16 protein-coding genes are annotated in these 18,169 nt (G+C 53.0%); 12 read left to right on the top strand and 4 right to left on the bottom strand.

From position 1 onward, the window contains the following. Positions 1–101: 101 nt before the first annotated feature. From pldA to rhtC, 3 genes are all read left to right on the top strand, one after another. Positions 102–971 carry a phospholipase A gene (gene pldA / locus IB222_RS22820; RefSeq protein WP_003828947.1) on the top strand — a complete coding sequence of 290 codons (870 nt, stop codon included), beginning with the start codon at positions 102–104 and terminating at the stop codon, positions 969–971. 88 nt (positions 972–1,059) lie between these two features. After that, positions 1,060–2,889 carry an ATP-dependent DNA helicase RecQ gene (gene recQ, locus IB222_RS22815; protein WP_148362629.1) on the top strand — a complete coding sequence of 610 codons (1,830 nt, stop codon included), beginning with the start codon at positions 1,060–1,062 and terminating at the stop codon, positions 2,887–2,889. Between the two features lie 63 nt (positions 2,890–2,952). Beyond that, complete coding sequence (gene rhtC / locus IB222_RS22810; RefSeq protein WP_003828942.1) at positions 2,953–3,573, top strand: threonine export protein RhtC; 621 nt, start codon at positions 2,953–2,955, stop codon at positions 3,571–3,573. A gap of 38 nt (positions 3,574–3,611) precedes the next feature. Here rhtC and IB222_RS22805 read toward each other — a convergent pair whose 3' ends face one another. Both IB222_RS22805 and rhtB read right to left on the bottom strand, forming a co-directional pair. Next, a complete protein-coding gene (locus IB222_RS22805; RefSeq protein ID WP_149384958.1) occupies positions 3,612–4,496 on the bottom strand; it encodes an Rpn family recombination-promoting nuclease/putative transposase in 885 nt (294 codons plus the stop codon). Positions 4,497–4,658: 162 nt separating this feature from the next. Then, on the bottom strand, positions 4,659–5,279 hold the full coding sequence (gene rhtB / locus IB222_RS22800; protein ID WP_003828938.1) for a homoserine/homoserine lactone efflux protein: 621 nt from the start codon (positions 5,277–5,279) through the stop codon (positions 4,659–4,661). A gap of 110 nt (positions 5,280–5,389) precedes the next feature. Between rhtB and pldB the strand changes: the two genes are divergently transcribed. From pldB to IB222_RS22785, 3 genes are all read left to right on the top strand, one after another. Beyond that, positions 5,390–6,406, top strand: a complete 1,017-nt coding sequence (gene pldB / locus IB222_RS22795; protein WP_003017911.1) for a lysophospholipase L2 — start codon at positions 5,390–5,392, stop codon at positions 6,404–6,406. Between the two features lie 15 nt (positions 6,407–6,421). Next, positions 6,422–7,222 carry a sugar/pyridoxal phosphate phosphatase YigL gene (gene yigL, locus IB222_RS22790; protein ID WP_008787091.1) on the top strand — a complete coding sequence of 267 codons (801 nt, stop codon included), beginning with the start codon at positions 6,422–6,424 and terminating at the stop codon, positions 7,220–7,222. A 79-nt stretch (positions 7,223–7,301) separates the two neighbouring features. After that, complete coding sequence (locus IB222_RS22785) at positions 7,302–8,201, top strand: carboxylate/amino acid/amine transporter (RefSeq protein ID WP_003828930.1); 900 nt, start codon at positions 7,302–7,304, stop codon at positions 8,199–8,201. On the opposite strand, the gene metR is transcribed toward IB222_RS22785, so the two are convergent. Then, positions 8,089–9,042 carry an HTH-type transcriptional regulator MetR gene (gene metR, locus IB222_RS22780; protein ID WP_003828928.1) on the bottom strand — a complete coding sequence of 318 codons (954 nt, stop codon included), beginning with the start codon at positions 9,040–9,042 and terminating at the stop codon, positions 8,089–8,091. The genes IB222_RS22785 and metR overlap by 113 nt on opposite strands. Before the next feature lie 248 nt (positions 9,043–9,290). On the opposite strand from metR, the gene metE reads away from it, so the two are divergent. Next, a complete protein-coding gene (gene metE / locus IB222_RS22775) occupies positions 9,291–11,552 on the top strand; it encodes a 5-methyltetrahydropteroyltriglutamate--homocysteine S-methyltransferase (protein ID WP_149384959.1) in 2,262 nt (753 codons plus the stop codon). A 96-nt stretch (positions 11,553–11,648) separates the two neighbouring features. Here the strand turns inward: metE and IB222_RS22770 are convergent, their stop codons facing one another. Next, positions 11,649–12,455, bottom strand: coding sequence for a dienelactone hydrolase family protein (locus IB222_RS22770; protein ID WP_003828924.1), 807 nt, complete (start codon positions 12,453–12,455; stop codon positions 11,649–11,651). A 265-nt stretch (positions 12,456–12,720) separates the two neighbouring features. Between IB222_RS22770 and udp the strand changes: the two genes are divergently transcribed. From udp to ubiB, 5 genes are all read left to right on the top strand, one after another. Next, a complete protein-coding gene (udp, locus tag IB222_RS22765; protein ID WP_003828923.1) occupies positions 12,721–13,482 on the top strand; it encodes a uridine phosphorylase in 762 nt (253 codons plus the stop codon). Positions 13,483–13,622: 140 nt separating this feature from the next. Beyond that, complete coding sequence (gene rmuC / locus IB222_RS22760; protein WP_149384960.1) at positions 13,623–15,053, top strand: DNA recombination protein RmuC; 1,431 nt, start codon at positions 13,623–13,625, stop codon at positions 15,051–15,053. Positions 15,054–15,147: 94 nt separating this feature from the next. After that, entirely contained in the window at positions 15,148–15,903 is a 756-nt protein-coding gene (gene ubiE / locus IB222_RS22755) for a bifunctional demethylmenaquinone methyltransferase/2-methoxy-6-polyprenyl-1,4-benzoquinol methylase UbiE (protein WP_003017897.1), read from the top strand. Between the two features lie 13 nt (positions 15,904–15,916). Next, entirely contained in the window at positions 15,917–16,522 is a 606-nt protein-coding gene (gene ubiJ / locus IB222_RS22750; protein WP_003828918.1) for a ubiquinone biosynthesis protein UbiJ, read from the top strand. Next, positions 16,519–18,159: a ubiquinone biosynthesis regulatory protein kinase UbiB gene (gene ubiB / locus IB222_RS22745; RefSeq protein WP_003828916.1), complete on the top strand. Its 1,641-nt coding sequence runs from the start codon at positions 16,519–16,521 to the stop codon at positions 18,157–18,159. Before ubiJ ends, ubiB begins: the two co-directional genes overlap by 4 nt. The last annotated feature ends 10 nt before the right edge of the window (positions 18,160–18,169 follow it).

The raw sequence follows: 18,169 nt of genomic DNA, 5'->3' as shown, positions 1-18,169 counted from the left end.
CTTTAGGACGGGATAACTAACGAGGAACTAGCTAAGTATGTAGAATACTTGCCAGATAATTATACAATTCATCAATATTTTGGTTCAGGAGAACATTACCGATGCGGGCGATTCTGGGATGGTTACTACCAGCAATTATGCTGCCGTTGACCGCGTATGCGCAGGAAGCGACAGTGAAAGAGATTCATGATGCACCGGCGGTTCGTGGCAGTATTATCGCCAATATGCTGCAGGAACATGACAACCCTTTCACGCTTTATCCGTATGACACCAACTATCTTATTTACACCAATACCAGCGACATGAACAAAGAGGCGATCAGCAGTTATAGCTGGTCCGAAAATGCGCGCAAAGATGAGGTTAAGTTTCAGCTAAGCCTGGCGTTTCCGCTCTGGCGCGGGATATTAGGCCCAAACTCGGTACTTGGCGGTTCCTATACCCAGAAGTCCTGGTGGCAGCTTTCGAACAGTGAAGAGTCTTCACCGTTTCGCGAAACCAACTACGAACCGCAATTGTTCCTCGGTTTCGCCACCGACTATCGCTTTGCCGGTTGGACACTTCGTGATGTCGAAATGGGTTATAACCATGACTCCAACGGCCGATCCGATCCCACTTCACGTAGCTGGAACCGTCTTTATACCCGTCTGATGGCTGAAAATGGTAACTGGCTGGTGGAAGTTAAGCCGTGGTACGTGATTGGTAGCACTGACGATAACCCTGATATCACCAAATATATGGGCTACTATCAGCTGAAAATGGGTTATCACCTGGGTGACGCGGTTATCAGCGTGAAAGGCCAGTACAACTGGAATACCGGCTACGGTGGCGCAGAACTGGGAGCCAGTTACCCCATCACGAAGCATGTGCGTCTATACACTCAGGTCTACAGTGGTTACGGCGAATCGCTGATCGACTACAACTTCAATCAGACCCGTGTTGGCGTGGGTGTGATGCTCAACGATATCTTCTGACAGGTATTGAGAGTATTTTAATCATTGCAGTTTCTCTCTCAGGCGCTGAAAATAGCGCCTGTTTTTATTTCAGGCTAATGGGGTTAATGTGGCGCAGGCGGAAGTGTTGAATCTGGAAATGGGCGCTAAACAGGTTTTGCAGGAAACCTTTGGCTACCAACAGTTTCGCCCCGGTCAGGAAGAAATCATTGATACCGTGCTCTCTGGTCGCGACTGCCTGGTCGTTATGCCGACCGGCGGCGGTAAATCCCTGTGCTATCAAATTCCCGCGTTATTGCTAAACGGACTCACCGTTGTCGTTTCCCCGCTGATTTCCCTGATGAAAGATCAGGTCGATCAACTGCTGGCCAACGGCGTGGCGGCGGCGTGCCTGAATTCTACTCAAAGTCGTGAACAGCAGCTTGAGGTGATGGCGGGCTGTCGCAGCGGGCAGATTCGCTTACTGTATATTGCGCCCGAACGCCTGATGCTGGATAACTTCCTTGAGCATCTGGCGCACTGGAATCCGGTGCTGCTGGCGGTTGATGAAGCGCACTGTATTTCGCAGTGGGGGCATGATTTCCGCCCCGAGTACGCTGCGCTGGGCCAGTTACGTCAGCGTTTCCCAACCCTGCCGTTTGTGGCGCTGACCGCGACCGCGGATGAGACAACCCGGCTGGACATTGTGCGTCTGCTGGGACTGAACGATCCGTTAATTCAGATCAGCAGCTTTGACCGCCCGAACATTCGCTACATGCTGATGGAGAAGTTTAAGCCGCTCGATCAGCTGATGCGCTACGTGCAAGAGCAGCGCGGTAAGTCTGGCATTATCTATTGTAACAGTCGCGCCAAAGTCGAAGACACCGCCGCGCGTCTGCAAAGCCGTGGCATCAGCGCCGGGGCTTATCATGCCGGGCTAGAAAACGCTATACGCGCCGAGGTGCAGGAGAAATTCCAGCGCGACGACCTGCAAATCGTAGTGGCGACCGTGGCGTTCGGTATGGGGATCAACAAACCTAACGTACGCTTCGTGGTGCATTTCGATATTCCGCGCAACATCGAATCCTATTACCAGGAAACCGGCCGCGCCGGGCGTGATGGCCTGCCTGCGGAAGCGATGCTGTTTTACGATCCGGCTGATATGGCATGGCTACGCCGCTGCCTCGAAGAGAAACCCGCTGGGCAACTGCTGGATATCGAACGTCATAAGCTCAATGCGATGGGGGCGTTTGCCGAGGCGCAGACCTGTCGTCGTCTGGTGCTGCTGAACTATTTTGGCGAAGGGCGTCAGGAACCGTGTGGTAACTGCGACATCTGCCTCGACCCGCCAAAACAGTATGACGGACTCATGGATGCGCGCAAAGCGCTGTCGACGATTTATCGTGTTAACCAACGCTTCGGCATGGGGTACGTCGTGGAAGTGCTGCGCGGAGCGAATAACCAGCGTATTCGCGAACTGGCTCATGACAAACTGCCGGTCTATGGCATTGGTCGCGAGCAAAGCCACGAACACTGGGTGAGCGTTATTCGCCAGCTTATTCACCTGGGCCTGGTGACGCAGAATATTGCTCATCACTCCGCGTTACAGCTAACCGAAGCCGCGCGTCCGGTGTTGCGCGGTGACGTTGCGTTACAGCTTGCTGTACCACGTATTGTGGCGCTGAAACCGCGTGCGATGCAGAAATCCTTCGGTGGTAACTACGACCGCAAACTGTTCGCCAAATTGCGTAAGCTGCGTAAAGCCATTGCCGATGAAGAGAACATCCCGCCATACGTGGTGTTCAACGACGCCACGCTGATTGAAATGGCCGAGCAGATGCCGGTTTCACCGAGTGAAATGCTAAGCGTTAACGGTGTGGGGATGCGTAAACTTGAGCGTTTCGGTAAAGAGTTTATGGCGCTTATTCGCGCACACGTTGATGGTGACGACGAAGAGTAGTCAGCCGGGCAAAAAAGTGCCAGGATGGTGACTCACTGAACTATTCCCCCGCGAGTCATTTTTATGTTAACGCTATTTTTCACCGTTGCGTTGGTGCATATCGTTGCGCTGATGAGCCCCGGTCCCGATTTCTTTTTTGTTTCTCAAACTGCGGTTAGCCGTTCGCGTAAAGAGGCCATGATGGGCGTGCTGGGTATTACCTGCGGCGTCATGGTCTGGGCTGGCGTGGCGCTGCTCGGCCTGCATCTGATTATCGAAAAAATGGCCTGGCTGCACACCATTATTATGGTGGGCGGGGGGCTGTATCTGTGCTGGATGGGTTATCAGATGCTGCGCGGCGCGTTTAAAAAACAGGATGTTGCAGCTCCCACTCCGCAGGTGGAGCTGGCGCAGAGCGGACGCAGTTTTTTGAAAGGTCTGCTGACCAACCTGGCGAACCCTAAAGCCATTATCTATTTCGGCTCCGTCTTCTCATTGTTCGTTGGCGATAACGTGGGAACGGGCGCGCGTTGGGGGATTTTTGCCCTGATCATCGTGGAAACGCTGGCGTGGTTTACCGTGGTCGCCAGCCTGTTTGCGTTGCCGAAAATGCGTCGTGGCTATCAGCGTCTGGCGAAGTGGATTGATGGTTTTGCTGGCGCGCTGTTTGCGGGTTTCGGCATCCACCTGATTATTTCGCGCTAAGTTTGTTACCCGCCTGGGAGTCCCAGGCGGTATGCGGTTTATTGCGCAAGCTTCTGTAATTCGTCCTTCGAAAGGCCGGTCATTTCCATAATTGCGTCGGTATCAAGACCCCGCTTTAGCATCGCTTTTGCCACATCAGTAAGGGCAATACGTTTACCCTCTTCGCGGCCTATCTGCTTTAGTTGATCCGCCATTGTCATCAGTTTGTCTCCATGCTGCGGCACACGCTGTGCCAGCTTATACAATAATGTCTGAACATCTTGTGTATTCCCTGCTTGCACCATGTAGTTTACCAGCACGGTTATTTGTTGTCCGCTCATCTTCTCCAGCATAAACAGACGGGTAAGTTTATCCAGCAGCTGCGCCATGTCGCGCTGGCGAATGTGTTTTTGTACTAATGTCAGTGCCGCCATGCTGCGATGCTGCATGATTTCATCATCTGGAATAACCGTCACATCCACCAACGGAAACGGTGTGCTGTAAAGTTGAAGGGCGGTCGCTGAATCCTCAAAGTGATCCAGCCAGTTCATCGAACCTTGCCATGGGCTTTGCTTGCCATGGTAAAAGAGCACTGGAATAACCAGCGGCAGAGTGTCGTTTCCCGCCTCAAGATGACGTTGCATCGCTGCGATAGCGTAGCGCATCAGGCGAAATGACATATGCTTGTCCGGTGAGCTTTGATGCTCAATGAGCACGTGTACATAGCCATGCCCGCTGGTGGTTTCCAGTGAGTAGAGAATATCGCTGAAATAGGGACGCAGATCGTCCTCCACAAAACTGCCTGATTCCAGACGGAGCGTATCCAGTTTGCAGATTTTGATCAGCGAGGGCGGAAGATGAAGTTCGATAAAGTCCCGCGCAGTTTCCACGCGGGAGAGGAAGGTCTTAAATACTGCATCATGTGGTGTTGTTACTTCCGCCATCGTTAATCATCCGTGAAAGGTGAATGTGGCGGAATTCTGGCATTAGCAATCAACGTCTAACAGTACAGAATAAAAGGCTTTTCTCCCTTTGCGGCAAAGTACGAAAAGTCATGTTCAGACGCTCATACTGTTAGCATTTCATTGCGAGCGTTGTTCCATTTGCTAGGCATGCCTTGCCGATGCCAGCAGAGCGCCTATCAGCATAAATAGCGAGCCAAACACTTTGTTGAGCGCCTTCATTTGCTTTGGCCCTTTAATCCAGCCTGCAATGCGCGTGGCCAGCGTCGCGTAACCGATCATCACAATGATATCGACCACGATGGTCGTGACGCCAAGCACCACGTACTGCATCAACTGCGGTTCCTGCGGCAGGATGAACTGTGGGAACAGAGCGGCAAGAAAAACTATGCTCTTGGGGTTGGTCAGATTAACAAAGACCGCGCGTTTGAACAGGCGGCTGCGCGATTGCGTATTCGCCATGGTATTCAGATCGATAGCACCCGCCGCGCGCCACTGCTGGATACCCAGCCAAATCAGATAGGCCGCTCCCGCCCACTTCAGCACCTCAAATGCGATCACCGAACGTGAAAATAGCGTTCCCAGTCCTACGCCAACCAGAACGATATGAATGCCCAACCCGGTCTGCAAACCTGCAATCGACGCGCTGGCACCGCGATATCCGTGGCTGATGGCGGTGGTCATGGTATTGATTGCGCCAGAGCCTGGGGACAAGCTCAAAATAATAGAGGTCAGCAGGTAGGCGAACCACCATTCAAAGGTCATGAGAAACTCCCGGATTGTCTATTTTTATGCCACAATACGCTACTGCCGTTAGGTTGTGTCAGTGACGGCGAAAAAAACGATTTTACTTGGTCAGCGAGGCTGGATACCCGATGTTTCAGCAGCAAAAAGACTGGGAAACAAGAGAAAACGCGTTTGCTGCTTTTTCCATGGGGCCACTGACAGATTTCTGGCGTCAGCGGGAAGAAGCGGAATTTACGGGCGTAGATGATATCCCCGTACATTTTGTCCGTTTTCATGCAGAAAAAAACGATCGCGTCATCGTCGTCTGTCCTGGACGCATTGAAAGTTACGTGAAATACGCTGAACTGGCGTATGACCTGTTTCATTCTGGTTTTGACGTTCTCATTATCGATCACCGTGGCCAGGGGCGTTCCGGGCGTATGCTTTCGGATCCGCACCGCGGTCATGTCGATAACTTTAATGATTATGTCGACGATCTAACCGCCTTCTGGCAGCAGGAAGTGCTACCCGGTCCGTGGAGAAAACGCTATATCCTGGCGCATTCTATGGGCGGTGCGATTGCCACATTGTTCCTGCAGCGCCACCCGAATCAGTGTGATGCTATCGCGCTTTGTGCGCCGATGTTTGGTATTGTGATGCGCTTTCCCGACTGGATGGTACGCCATATTCTGGACTGGGCCGAAGGGCATCCGCGGATCCGCGAAGGCTATGCCATGGGAACCGGGCGCTGGCGGGCGCTGCCATTCGGTATGAATGCGTTAACGCATAGTCGACAGCGCTATCGGCGCAATCTGCGCTTCTATGCGGATGAGCCGCGACTGCGCGTTGGCGGCCCCACCTACCACTGGGTTCGTGAAGGTATTCTGGCAGGCGAACAGGTTCTGGCCGGAGCAGGAGACGACGCGACGCCGACGCTGCTGATTCAGGCTGAAGAAGAGCGGGTGGTAGATAACCGCATGCACGATCGTTTTTGTGAACTCCGCGCCGCAGCAGGCCATCCTGTAGAAGGGGGTCAGCCGCTTGTCATCAAAGGCGCGTACCATGAGATCCTTTTTGAAAAGGACGCAATGCGCTCAGTCGCGCTTAACGCTATTGTCGAATTTTTCGACAAGCATAACTCATCCAGCGGAACCCGCTTTGCCTAGAGGTTGAATTTTCTTATGTATCAGGTTGTTGCGTCTGATTTAGACGGTACGCTGCTTTCTCCCGACCATACTTTGTCCCCTTATGCCAAAGAGACGCTGAAGTTATTGACCGCTCGTGGCGTTAACTTCGTGTTTGCGACAGGCCGTCATCATGTTGATGTGGGGCAAATTCGCGATAACCTCGGCATTAAAACCTACATGATCACGTCTAACGGCGCGCGCGTGCATGATTCTGACGGGAATCTGGTGTTTTCCCATAACCTGGATCGCGATATTGCCAGCGACCTGTTTGGCGTAGTGAATGCAAACCCGGACATCGTGACCAACGTTTATCGCGATGATGAGTGGTTTATGAATCGCCATCGTCCGGACGAAATGCGTTTCTTCAAAGAAGCGGTGTTTAACTATTCCCTGTTTGAACCTGCATTACTGGAGCCTGAGGGCGTCAGCAAAGTGTTCTTCACCACCGACTCTCACGAAAGGCTACTGCCGCTGGAGCAGGCGATTAACGCCCGCTGGGGCGATCGCGTTAACGTCAGCTTCTCTACGCTTACCTGTCTGGAAGTCATGGCTGGCGGCGTATCGAAAGGTCATGCGCTGGAAGCGGTAGCAAAAGCGATGGGCTACAGCCTGAAAGACTGCATCGCCTTTGGCGACGGGATGAACGATGCGGAAATGCTCTCCATGGCAGGTAAAGGCTGCATCATGGGCAACGCCCACCAGCGCCTGAAGGATCTGCACCCGGAACTGGAAGTCATTGGTCTTAATGCCGACGATGCCGTGCCACACTATCTGCGTGAACTGTTTTTGCAGTAACCTTCTGTTCGTTAGTTGACCAGTTGTCAACTAAAAACTTCGCTACAATGGGTGTACCTTTTGTTAAGAGACATCCATTGTGGCGTTACTCATCATTACCACAATTCTGTGGGCCTTTTCCTTTAGCCTGTTTGGCGAGTACCTTGCCGGTCATGTCGATAGCTATTTTGCGGTGCTGGTGCGCGTTGGGCTGGCTGCGCTGGTGTTCCTGCCGTTTCTACGTACTCGTGGGCACAGCGTAAAAACGATCGGGCTGTATATGCTGGTGGGTGCCATGCAGCTTGGCATTATGTACATGCTGAGTTTTCACGCCTATCTGTACCTGACGGTTTCAGAACTGCTGCTCTTTACCGTGCTGACGCCGCTCTACATTACGCTGATTTATGATCTGATGAGCGGACGTCGTCTGCGCTGGAGTTACGCCTTTAGTGCGTTACTGGCGGTGATTGGCGCGGGGATCATTCGTTACGATCAGGTGACCAGCCACTTCTGGACCGGTCTGCTGCTGGTGCAGTTGTCCAATATCAGCTTTGCCATTGGTATGGTGGGCTATAAACGTCTGATGGAGACGCGGCCAATGCCGCAGCACAACGCCTTTGCCTGGTTTTATATGGGCGCCTTTATGGTGGCTGTCGTGGCCTGGTTCATGCTGGGCAATGCGCAGAAAATGCCTGCAACCACGCTACAGTGGGGAATTCTGGTCTTTCTTGGCGTGGCGGCGTCCGGCATTGGTTACTTTATGTGGAACTACGGTGCGACCCAGGTGGATGCGGGCACGCTGGGCATCATGAACAATATGCATGTCCCTGCCGGACTGTTGGTTAACCTGGCTATCTGGCATCAACAACCTCACTGGCCAAGCTTCATCATTGGTGCGGCTGTGATAGTGGCTTCACTGTGGGTACATCGAAAGTGGGTCGTTCCGCACTCCGTACAAACGGCAGGTGATCGCAGGCGTGATTCCGCGCTGAGCGAATAAACGCTTCTGTGACCGGCTGTCGCTGCTCGCCATCACGCACGGCGGCGTACAGTCGGCTCCACAATCCATCACCCAGGGTTTTGGTCACTACCAGGCCCTGGCGTTCAAAACTCTCCACCACCCAGTGCGGTAACGCCGCGATACCCATTCTGGCTGCAACCATCTGAATCAGCAGCAAGGTGTTATCCACGCTTTTCAGCGACGGACTAACGCCTGCAGGTTGCAGGAAATGCCGCCATACATCCAGTCGACTCCGTTGCACCGGGTAAATGAGCAGCGTCTCACTGGCCAAATCTTCTGGCGTGATTTGCGTTTTGCTGGCCAACGGATGGTCAGGCGCCAGTACCAGGCGGACTTCAAAATCGAACATCGGCGAGTAGTGCAATCCGCTGCGCGGCAGGATGTCGGAGGTTAACACCAGATCCAGCTCATCCTGCTGTAGCGCCGGTTGCGGATCGAACGTCACGCCGGATTTAAAGTCCATCTCCACCTGCGGCCAGTTAGCACGAAAATTCTCCAGCGCGGGCGTCAGCCATTGAATACAACTGTGACATTCAATCGCGATTCGCAACCTGGTTTGCTGCGGTTCGTTGCAGGCCTGCAGCGCACGACCAATTTGCGGCAACACCTGACTGGCTAACTGCAGCAGGATTTCTCCCTGCGGCGTAAAGCGCAGAGGCTGGCTTTTACGGATAAAAAGTCGAAAGCCAAGGCGCTGCTCCAGATCGCTGAACTGGTGAGAAAGGGCGGATTGGGTCTGATGCAACGTCGCCGCAGCGGCTGCCAGAGAACCACTATTCCGCAACGCCTGGAGCGTTTTCAGGTGTTTAATCTCGATCATGAAAGTCCTTCACTTCGGCATGAATAAATTGCGCTTGAGGAATATACAGTAACCGCCAATTATGGATGTGTAAACATCTGGACGTCCAAAACTCGTCATATTTCGGCTTGCAGATGCGTTGGCTTCCTCGCTTACCCCAGTCACTTACTTCAGTAAGCTCCTGGGGATGCGCTGTGTCGCCGCCTTCCTGCAAACCGAACTATTTAGAGTTTTTGCTTCAGATTCAATAAAATAAGAGAGGAAGAAAAATGACAATATTGAATCACACCCTCGGTTTCCCTCGCATTGGCCTGCGTCGCGAGTTGAAGAAAGCGCAAGAAAGCTACTGGGCGGGAAATTCTTCCCGTGAAGATTTGCTGACCGTTGGCCGCGAGCTGCGTGCCCGCCACTGGGATCAGCAGAAGCAGACGGGCGTTGACCTGCTGCCGGTGGGTGATTTTGCCTGGTACGATCACGTGCTGACTACTAGCCTGCTGCTCGGCAACGTTCCGGCTCGCCATCAAAATAAAGACGGCTCGGTCGATATCGATACCTTATTCCGCATTGGCCGTGGCCGCGCACCAACGGGTGAACCCGCGGCGGCGGCAGAAATGACCAAATGGTTTAACACCAACTATCACTACATGGTGCCAGAGTTCACTAAAGGTCAGCAGTTCAAACTGACCTGGACCCAACTGCTGGATGAAGTGGACGAAGCGCTGGCGCTCGGTCACAAAGTGAAGCCTGTGTTGCTGGGGCCGGTAACCTACCTGTGGTTGGGTAAAGTGAAAGGCGAGCAGTTTGACCGTCTGAGCCTGTTGAACGACATTCTGCCGGTTTACCAGCAGGTGCTGGCCGAGCTGGCGAAACGCGGTATTGAGTGGGTGCAGATTGACGAACCCGCTCTGGTGCTGGAATTGCCGCAAGCGTGGCTGGACGCCTTCAAACCAGCTTATGACGCGCTGACGGGTCAGGTGAAGCTGCTGCTGACCACTTACTTCGAAGGCGTAACGCCAAACCTGGATACCATTACCGCCCTGCCGGTGCAGGGACTGCACGTTGACTTCGTGCACGGCAAAGATGATGCAGCCGAGTTGCATAAACGTCTGCCTGCCGACTGGCTGCTGTCAGCGGGGCTGGTGAACGGCCGCAACGTCTGGCGTGCCGATCTCAGCGAAAAATACGCACAAATCAAAGATATCGTCGGGAAACGTAACCTGTGGGTGGCTTCTTCCTGCTCCCTGCTGCACAGCCCAATCGATCTCAGTGTTGAAACCCGCCTTGATGCAGAAGTGAAGAGCTGGTTTGCCTTCGCCCTGCAAAAATGCGGCGAGCTGGCGCTGCTGCGCGATGCATTGAATAGCGGTGATACGGCGGCAATTGTCGAGTGGAGCGCACCGATTCAGGCTCGTCGTCACTCTACCCGCGTACACAACGCCGCAGTGGAAAAACGTCTGGCGGCAATCACCGCCCAGGACAGCCAGCGCGCTAACGCTTACCCGGTTCGTGCCGAGGCGCAACGTGCCCGCTTTAATCTGCCGGCATGGCCGACTACGACTATCGGTTCATTCCCGCAAACCACAGAAATTCGCGGCCTGCGGCTGGATTTCAAAAAGGGCAACCTGGATGCTGGTAACTATCGCACCGGAATTGCGGAACATATTAAACAGGCGATTGTTGAACAGGAACGTCTGGGTCTCGACGTGCTGGTACACGGTGAAGCCGAGCGTAATGACATGGTCGAATACTTTGGCGAACACCTGGACGGCTTCGTCTTCACCCAGAACGGTTGGGTGCAGAGCTACGGCTCTCGCTGCGTGAAGCCGCCGGTGGTGATTGGCGACGTCAGCCGCCCGGAAGCGATCACAGTGGAGTGGGCGAAATATGCCCAGTCGCTGACCGACAAACCGGTAAAAGGCATGCTGACCGGTCCGGTGACCATTCTCTGCTGGTCATTCCCGCGTGAAGACGTGACGCGTGAAACCATCGCGAAGCAGATTGCACTGGCGCTGCGTGATGAAGTGGCGGATCTGGAAGCGGCGGGTATCGGCATCATCCAGATTGATGAACCGGCACTGCGCGAAGGTCTGCCGCTGCGTCGCAGCGACTGGGCGGCGTATCTGGAGTGGGGCGTGGAAGCCTTCCGCATTAACGCGGCGGTAGCGAAGGATGAAACCCAGATCCACACCCACATGTGTTATTGCGAGTTCAACGACATCATGGACTCCATTGCGGCGCTGGATGCGGACGTGATTACCATTGAAACCTCGCGCTCTGATATGGAGTTGCTGGAATCGTTTGAAGAGTTCGACTATCCGAACGAAATCGGGCCGGGCGTATACGATATTCACTCGCCGAACGTCCCGAGCGTGGAGTGGATTGAAGCCCTGTTGAAGAAAGCCGAGCTGCGCATTCCAGCAGAACGTCTGTGGGTGAACCCGGACTGCGGCCTGAAAACCCGCGGCTGGCCGGAAACCCGTGCCGCGCTGGCGAACATGGTCAAAGCGGCGCAGAATTTGCGTCAGGCGTAATTCGGTGCCCGGGAAGCGCTGGCGCTTACCCGGGTTACAGGAAATCGCAATAGTTGTAGGCCCGGTCAGGCGTCGCTGCCACCGGGCAATTAACGTTTATTTCTTCCCACCGTATTGCACGAACCACTCCAGCATTCTCTGCCAACCGTCTTTCGCGGACTCTTCGTGATAGCTCGGGCGATAATCGGCGTTGAACGCATGTCCGGCATCGGGATAGACCACGATTTCCGCTTTAGCATTGGCGGCGCGTAGTGCCTGGCGCATTGTTTCAACGGTATCTTGCGGAATGCTGGTGTCCTGGCCGCCATAAAGCCCCAAAACGGGGGCGTTAAGATCGGTTGCGATATCAACGGGATGTTTTGGCGAGTTGAGGGTTTTATCACCCACCAGTTTGCCATACCACGCCACGGCCGCTTTTAACTGCGGATTATGTGCGGCATACAGCCAGGTGATGCGCCCACCCCAGCAAAATCCGGTGATCATCAACTGGTGCGCATCTCCTCCGTTGCGGGAGGCCCAGCTGGCGACGTGGTCCAGATCGGCCAGTACCTGAGAGTCAGGCACTTTGGCGACAAGGCCACTAAGCAGCGTAGGGATATCGGCAAAGTCATTGGGATCGCCTTCGCGAAAATAGAGTTCTGGTGCGATAGCCAGATACCCTTCCAGAGCCAAACGACGGCAAACGTCACGAATGTGCTCATGAATACCAAAAATCTCCTGCACGACAATGACTACGGGCAGCAGGCCATCAGTCTGTTTTGGTCGTGCGTGATACGCTGGCATATCATCGCCTTGTGAAGGTATGGACGTTACACCGGCGATAATTGCATTATCCGGGGTGTGAACCGTGGTAGACGTCGGTGGAGATACAGCAGGTGCAAAGCCAGATTGTCGTGTTGTCATGGTATTCTCCGTACCCTTAAATATTCAGCAAAAAAGCGCATTGTTAACTATAGACACATGCAACGAACCACATTGCCTTAAACGGGCTATCTTTTGTGCAGGGCTTCCTTACATCACATCATTTATGTGACATTAATCACTTTTTGATGGTAATTGAATGCAATTGATTTACATCATAGTGATGACTGTCACGAAAATATGTTTATGCCTTCGGTAAAGTGTGTTTTTGCTTCTTCTGACAAAACCGATTCACAGAGGAGTTTTTATGTCTAAGTCTGATGTTTTTCATCTCGGCCTCACTAAGAACGATTTACAAGGGGCTACGCTTGCTATCGTCCCTGGCGACCCGGAGCGTGTGGAAAAGATCGCCGCGCTGATGGATAAGCCGGTTAAGCTGGCATCTCATCGCGAGTTCACTACCTGGCGTGCTGAGCTGGATGGTAAAGCCGTGATCGTTTGTTCTACCGGTATCGGCGGCCCGTCCACCTCTATTGCCGTAGAAGAACTGGCACAGCTGGGCATTCGTACCTTCCTGCGTATCGGTACGACTGGCGCTATCCAGCCGCATATCAACGTAGGTGATGTACTGGTTACCACTGCATCTGTTCGTCTGGACGGCGCAAGCCTGCACTTCGCACCAATGGAATTCCCGGCCGTTGCGGACTTCGAGTGCACCACCGCGCTGGTGGAAGCGGCGAAATCTATCGGCGCCACCACTCACGTGGGGGTCACCGCGTCTTCTGACACCTTCTACCCGGGCCAGGAGCGTTATGACACCTTCTCTGGTCGCGTCGTGAGCCGTTTCAAAGGCTCAATGGAAGAGTGGCAGTCTATGGGCGTCATGAACTACGAAATGGAATCTGCTACGCTGCTGACCATGTGCGCAAGCCAGGGTCTGCGTGCCGGTATGGTCGCAGGTGTTATCGTGAACCGTACTCAGCAAGAGATCCCTAATGCGGAAACGATGAAACAAACGGAAAGTCACGCGGTGAAAATCGTGGTTGAAGCCGCGCGTCGTTTACTGTAATTCCCCCTTCTATTCAAAAAGGCCGACGCGTTCGGCCTTTTTATTTTGCGTAGTGCCTCGCAGGAAATTCCTTTTAAACTGGACGTTTATACAGCACAATTCTATTTTGTGCGGGTAAGTCGTTGCTGTAAGGGGGCGTTGTGGATATTTCAATTATGATGAGTGCCGTGTTGGCGTTAGCCGCAGGGCTACTGGTAGGGTGGCTGGCGACAAAAGCACGCGCCGATCAAATCCGTGCCGACCTCATCGAAGAGCGACGTGAACTGGATATTGCGCTAAGCGCCGCTCGCCAGCAGCTCTCGCAGGAAGCTCACTGGCGCGATGAGTGCGAACTACTCAATAACGAATTACGCAGTCTGAACAGTATCAACACCTCTCTGGAAGCCGATCTCCGTGAAGTCACTACCCGGCTGGAAGCAACCCAACAGCATGCGGAAGATAAAATCCGCCAGATGATCAACAGCGAACAGCGTCTGAGCGAACAGTTTGAAAATCTGGCGAATCGTATTTTTGAGCACAGCAACCGCCGTGTTGATGAGCAAAATCGCCAAAGTCTGAACAGCCTGCTTGCGCCGCTTCGTGAACAACTGGACGGTTTTCGTCGCCAGGTTCAGGATAGCTTTGGTAAAGAGGCGCAAGAACGCCATACCCTGGCACACGAAATTCGTAATCTCCAGCAACTGAATGCGCAGATGGCGCAGGAAGCGGTAAACCTGACGCGGGCATTAAAAGGCGATAACAAAACGCAGGGTAACTGGGGAGAGGTCGTACTCACGCGGGTACTCGAAGCCTCTGGTCTGCGTGAAGGTTATGAATATGAAACCCAGGTTAGCATCGAAAACGACGGCCGTTCGCGAATGCAGCCTGATGTCATCGTTCGGCTACCGCAGGGTAAAGATGTGGTGATCGATGCGAAAATGACGCTGGTCGCCTATGAGCGCTATTTTAACGCAGAAGATGAATACACCCGCGAAAGTGCATTGCAGGAGCACATCGCCTCGGTGCGCAACCATATTCGACTACTGGGTCGCAAAGATTATCAGCAGCTTCCTGGGCTGCGTACGCTTGACTATGTGTTGATGTTTATCCCCGTTGAGCCCGCTTTTTTGCTGGCGCTCGACAGACAGCCCGAACTGATTACCGAAGCGCTTAGAAATAACATTATGCTGGTGAGTCCTACCACGCTGTTGGTGGCATTGCGCACGATCGCCAACCTGTGGCGCTACGAGCATCAGAGTCGTAATGCGCAACAAATTGCCGATCGGGCCAGCAAACTTTATGACAAGATGCGGTTGTTTGTGGATGATATGTCGGCAATAGGCCAAAGCCTGGACAAAGCCCAGGACAACTACCGACAGGCGATGAAAAAACTCTCTTCCGGTCGTGGAAACGTCCTGTCGCAGGCAGAAGCGTTTCGTAGTTTAGGCGTGGAAATTAAGCGCGAGATTAATCCTGAGCTGGCTGAACAAGCTACTACACAGGATGAAGAATACCGCTTGCGCTCGGTCCCTGAGACGCAACAAGATGCGTCTTACCCCGAGGATGAAGCGATAAATCAGCAATCAAACTAGTCCATTTGGGGTAGTTGAACCCGGTAGAAGGGTAGGGCAAATTGGCCCAATCTGTTACACTTCTCGAACATTTTTTGGATGAGCAGGCACTGAGATGGTGGATAATTCACAAGAAACGACGCACTTTGGCTTTCAGACCGTCGCTAAAGAGCAGAAAGCTGACATGGTGGCCCACGTTTTTCATTCTGTGGCGTCTAAATATGACGTTATGAATGACTTAATGTCATTTGGCATTCATCGTTTGTGGAAGCGCTTCACCATTGATTGCAGTGGCGTGCGTCGCGGGCAAACCGTTCTCGATTTAGCAGGCGGTACCGGCGATCTGACGGCGAAATTCTCTCGCATGGTTGGTGAAACCGGCAAAGTTGTGCTGGCGGATATCAATGACTCAATGCTCAAAATGGGTCGCGAAAAGCTGCGTAATATTGGCGTGGTGGGTAACGTTGAGTACGTTCAGGCGAATGCGGAAGCATTACCTTTCCCTGACAACACGTTTGACTGCATCACCATCTCTTTCGGTCTGCGCAACGTAACGGATAAAGACAAAGCATTGCGCTCCATGTACCGCGTATTGAAGCCGGGCGGACGTCTACTGGTGCTGGAATTCTCCAAACCCATCATCGAACCGTTGAGCAAAGCCTACGACGCATACTCTTTCCATGTTCTGCCGCGCATAGGTTCAATGGTAGCAAGCGATGCGGACAGCTACCGTTATTTGGCGGAGTCCATCCGTATGCATCCCGATCAGGACACCTTAAAAGCAATGATGCAAGATGCCGGGTTCGAAAGCGTTGATTACTACAACCTGACAGCAGGTGTCGTTGCGCTGCATCGTGGTTACAAGTTCTGACAGGAGAGTGGGGATGCCTTTAAAACCCTTAGTAACCGCAGGCGTTGAAAATCTGCTCAACACCTTTCTGTACCGTTCTCCTGCGCTGAAGTCAGCCAGAACGCGTTTACAAGGGAAGGTGCTGCGTGTTGATCTCAAAGGATTTTCAACACCGTTAGTCCTGGTGTTTAGCGAGCGCCAGGTCGATGTGCTGGGGGCATGGGAAGGCGAAGCCGATTGCACCGTAATCACATATGCCAGTGTGTTACCGAAATTGCGTGACCGACAGCAACTCACCACGCTTATCCGCAGCGGTGAACTGGAAGTCCAGGGCGATATCCAGGTAGTACAGAACTTTGTTGCGCTGGCCGATCTGGCGGAGTTGGATCCTGCAGAACTGTTAGCACCCTATACCGGCGATATCGTCGCAGAAGGGGTCAGCAAAGTCTTGCGTGGTGGAGCGAAGTTCCTGTGCCATAACTTTCAGCGCCAGCAGCGCTATGTCGCCGAAGCGATCACCGAAGAGTGGCGCATGGCACCTGGTCCACTAGAGGTTGCATGGTTTGCTGAAGAAACGGCAGCCGTTGAGCGCGCGGTTGAATCTCTGGCCAAACGGCTGGAAAAACTGGAGGCCAAATGACGCCAGGTGAAGTACGGCGCCTTTATTTCATCATTCGCACTTTTTTAAGCTACGGTCTTGATGAACTCATCCCCAAAATGCGAATCACGCTGCCGCTTCGGTTGTGGCGTTACTCGTTGTTCTGGATGCCCAACCGACATAAAGATAAACCGCTGGGAGAAAGGCTGAGACTGGCTTTACAGGAACTCGGCCCGGTGTGGATCAAGTTTGGGCAAATGCTCTCTACCCGTCGTGACCTTTTCCCTCCGCACATCGCCGATCAGCTTGCGCTATTGCAGGATCGGGTTGCCCCGTTCGATGGGCTTAGAGCGAAAAAACAAATCGAAGAGGCTATGGGCGGGCTGCCCGTCGAGGAATGGTTTGATGATTTTGAGATCACGCCGCTGGCATCTGCGTCTGTTGCTCAGGTCCACACTGCGCGGTTGAAATCGAATGGCAAAGAGGTGGTGATCAAAGTTATTCGCCCGGACATACTTCCGGTCATCAAAGCGGATTTAAAACTGATCTACCGCCTGGCTCGTTGGGTTCCTCGTCTGCTGCCAGATGGGCGTCGCCTGCGACCAACAGAAGTCGTCCGTGAATATGAAAAAACGTTGATCGATGAACTGAATCTGCTGCGCGAATCGGCGAACGCCATTCAGCTACGACGTAATTTTGAAGATAGTCCGATGCTGTACATCCCGGAAGTGTATTCTGACTATTGCAGTCAGAACATGATGGTGATGGAGCGCATTTACGGCATCCCGGTTTCAGATGTCACCACGCTTGAGAAGAACGGCACCAATATGAAATTGTTGGCCGAGCGTGGTGTTCAGGTCTTCTTTACTCAGGTATTCCGCGACAGCTTTTTCCATGCGGATATGCACCCCGGGAACATTTTTGTCAGTTATGAGCACCCTGAAAACCCGAAATACATTGGTATTGATTGTGGGATTGTGGGCTCTTTAAACAAAGAAGATAAGCGTTACCTGGCTGAAAACTTCATTGCGTTCTTTAACCGCGATTACCGCAAAGTTGCTGAACTGCACGTGGATTCTGGTTGGGTTCCGCCGGATACCAACGTAGAAGAGTTTGAATTTGCCATTCGTACCGTGTGCGAGCCGATTTTTGAAAAACCGCTGGCGGAGATTTCCTTTGGTCACGTGCTGCTGAATCTGTTCAACACTGCGCGCCGCTTCAATATGGAAGTTCAGCCTCAACTGGTATTGCTCCAGAAGACGCTGCTGTACGTAGAAGGTGTCGGACGACAACTCTACCCGCAGTTAGATTTGTGGAAAACGGCTAAGCCATTCCTCGAATCCTGGATTAAAGATCAGGTCGGTATTCCGGCGCTCGTTAGGGCATTTAAAGAAAAAGCACCGTTCTGGGTCGAAAAAATGCCAGAAATACCTGAACTGGTGTATGACAGTTTGCGCCAGGGCAAATATTTACAGCACAGTGTTGATAAGATTGCCCGCGAGCTTCACGCGAATCATGTACGCCAGGGACAATCCCGTTATTTATTGGGCATTGGCGCAACATTGTTGCTAAGTGGAACATTCCTGCTGGTAAGCCGCCCTGAGTGGGGGCTTATGCCGGGCTGGTTAATGGCGGGAGGCGTCATAGCCTGGTTGATCGGCTGGCGCAAAATGCGCTGAATTTTTCATC

Source organism: Citrobacter sp. C13 (assembly GCF_014596815.2).
GTDB lineage: Bacteria > Pseudomonadota > Gammaproteobacteria > Enterobacterales > Enterobacteriaceae > Citrobacter > Citrobacter portucalensis.
Note: the sequence above shows the minus strand (reverse complement) of the source record. Positions and strands in the feature narration are given on the sequence as shown.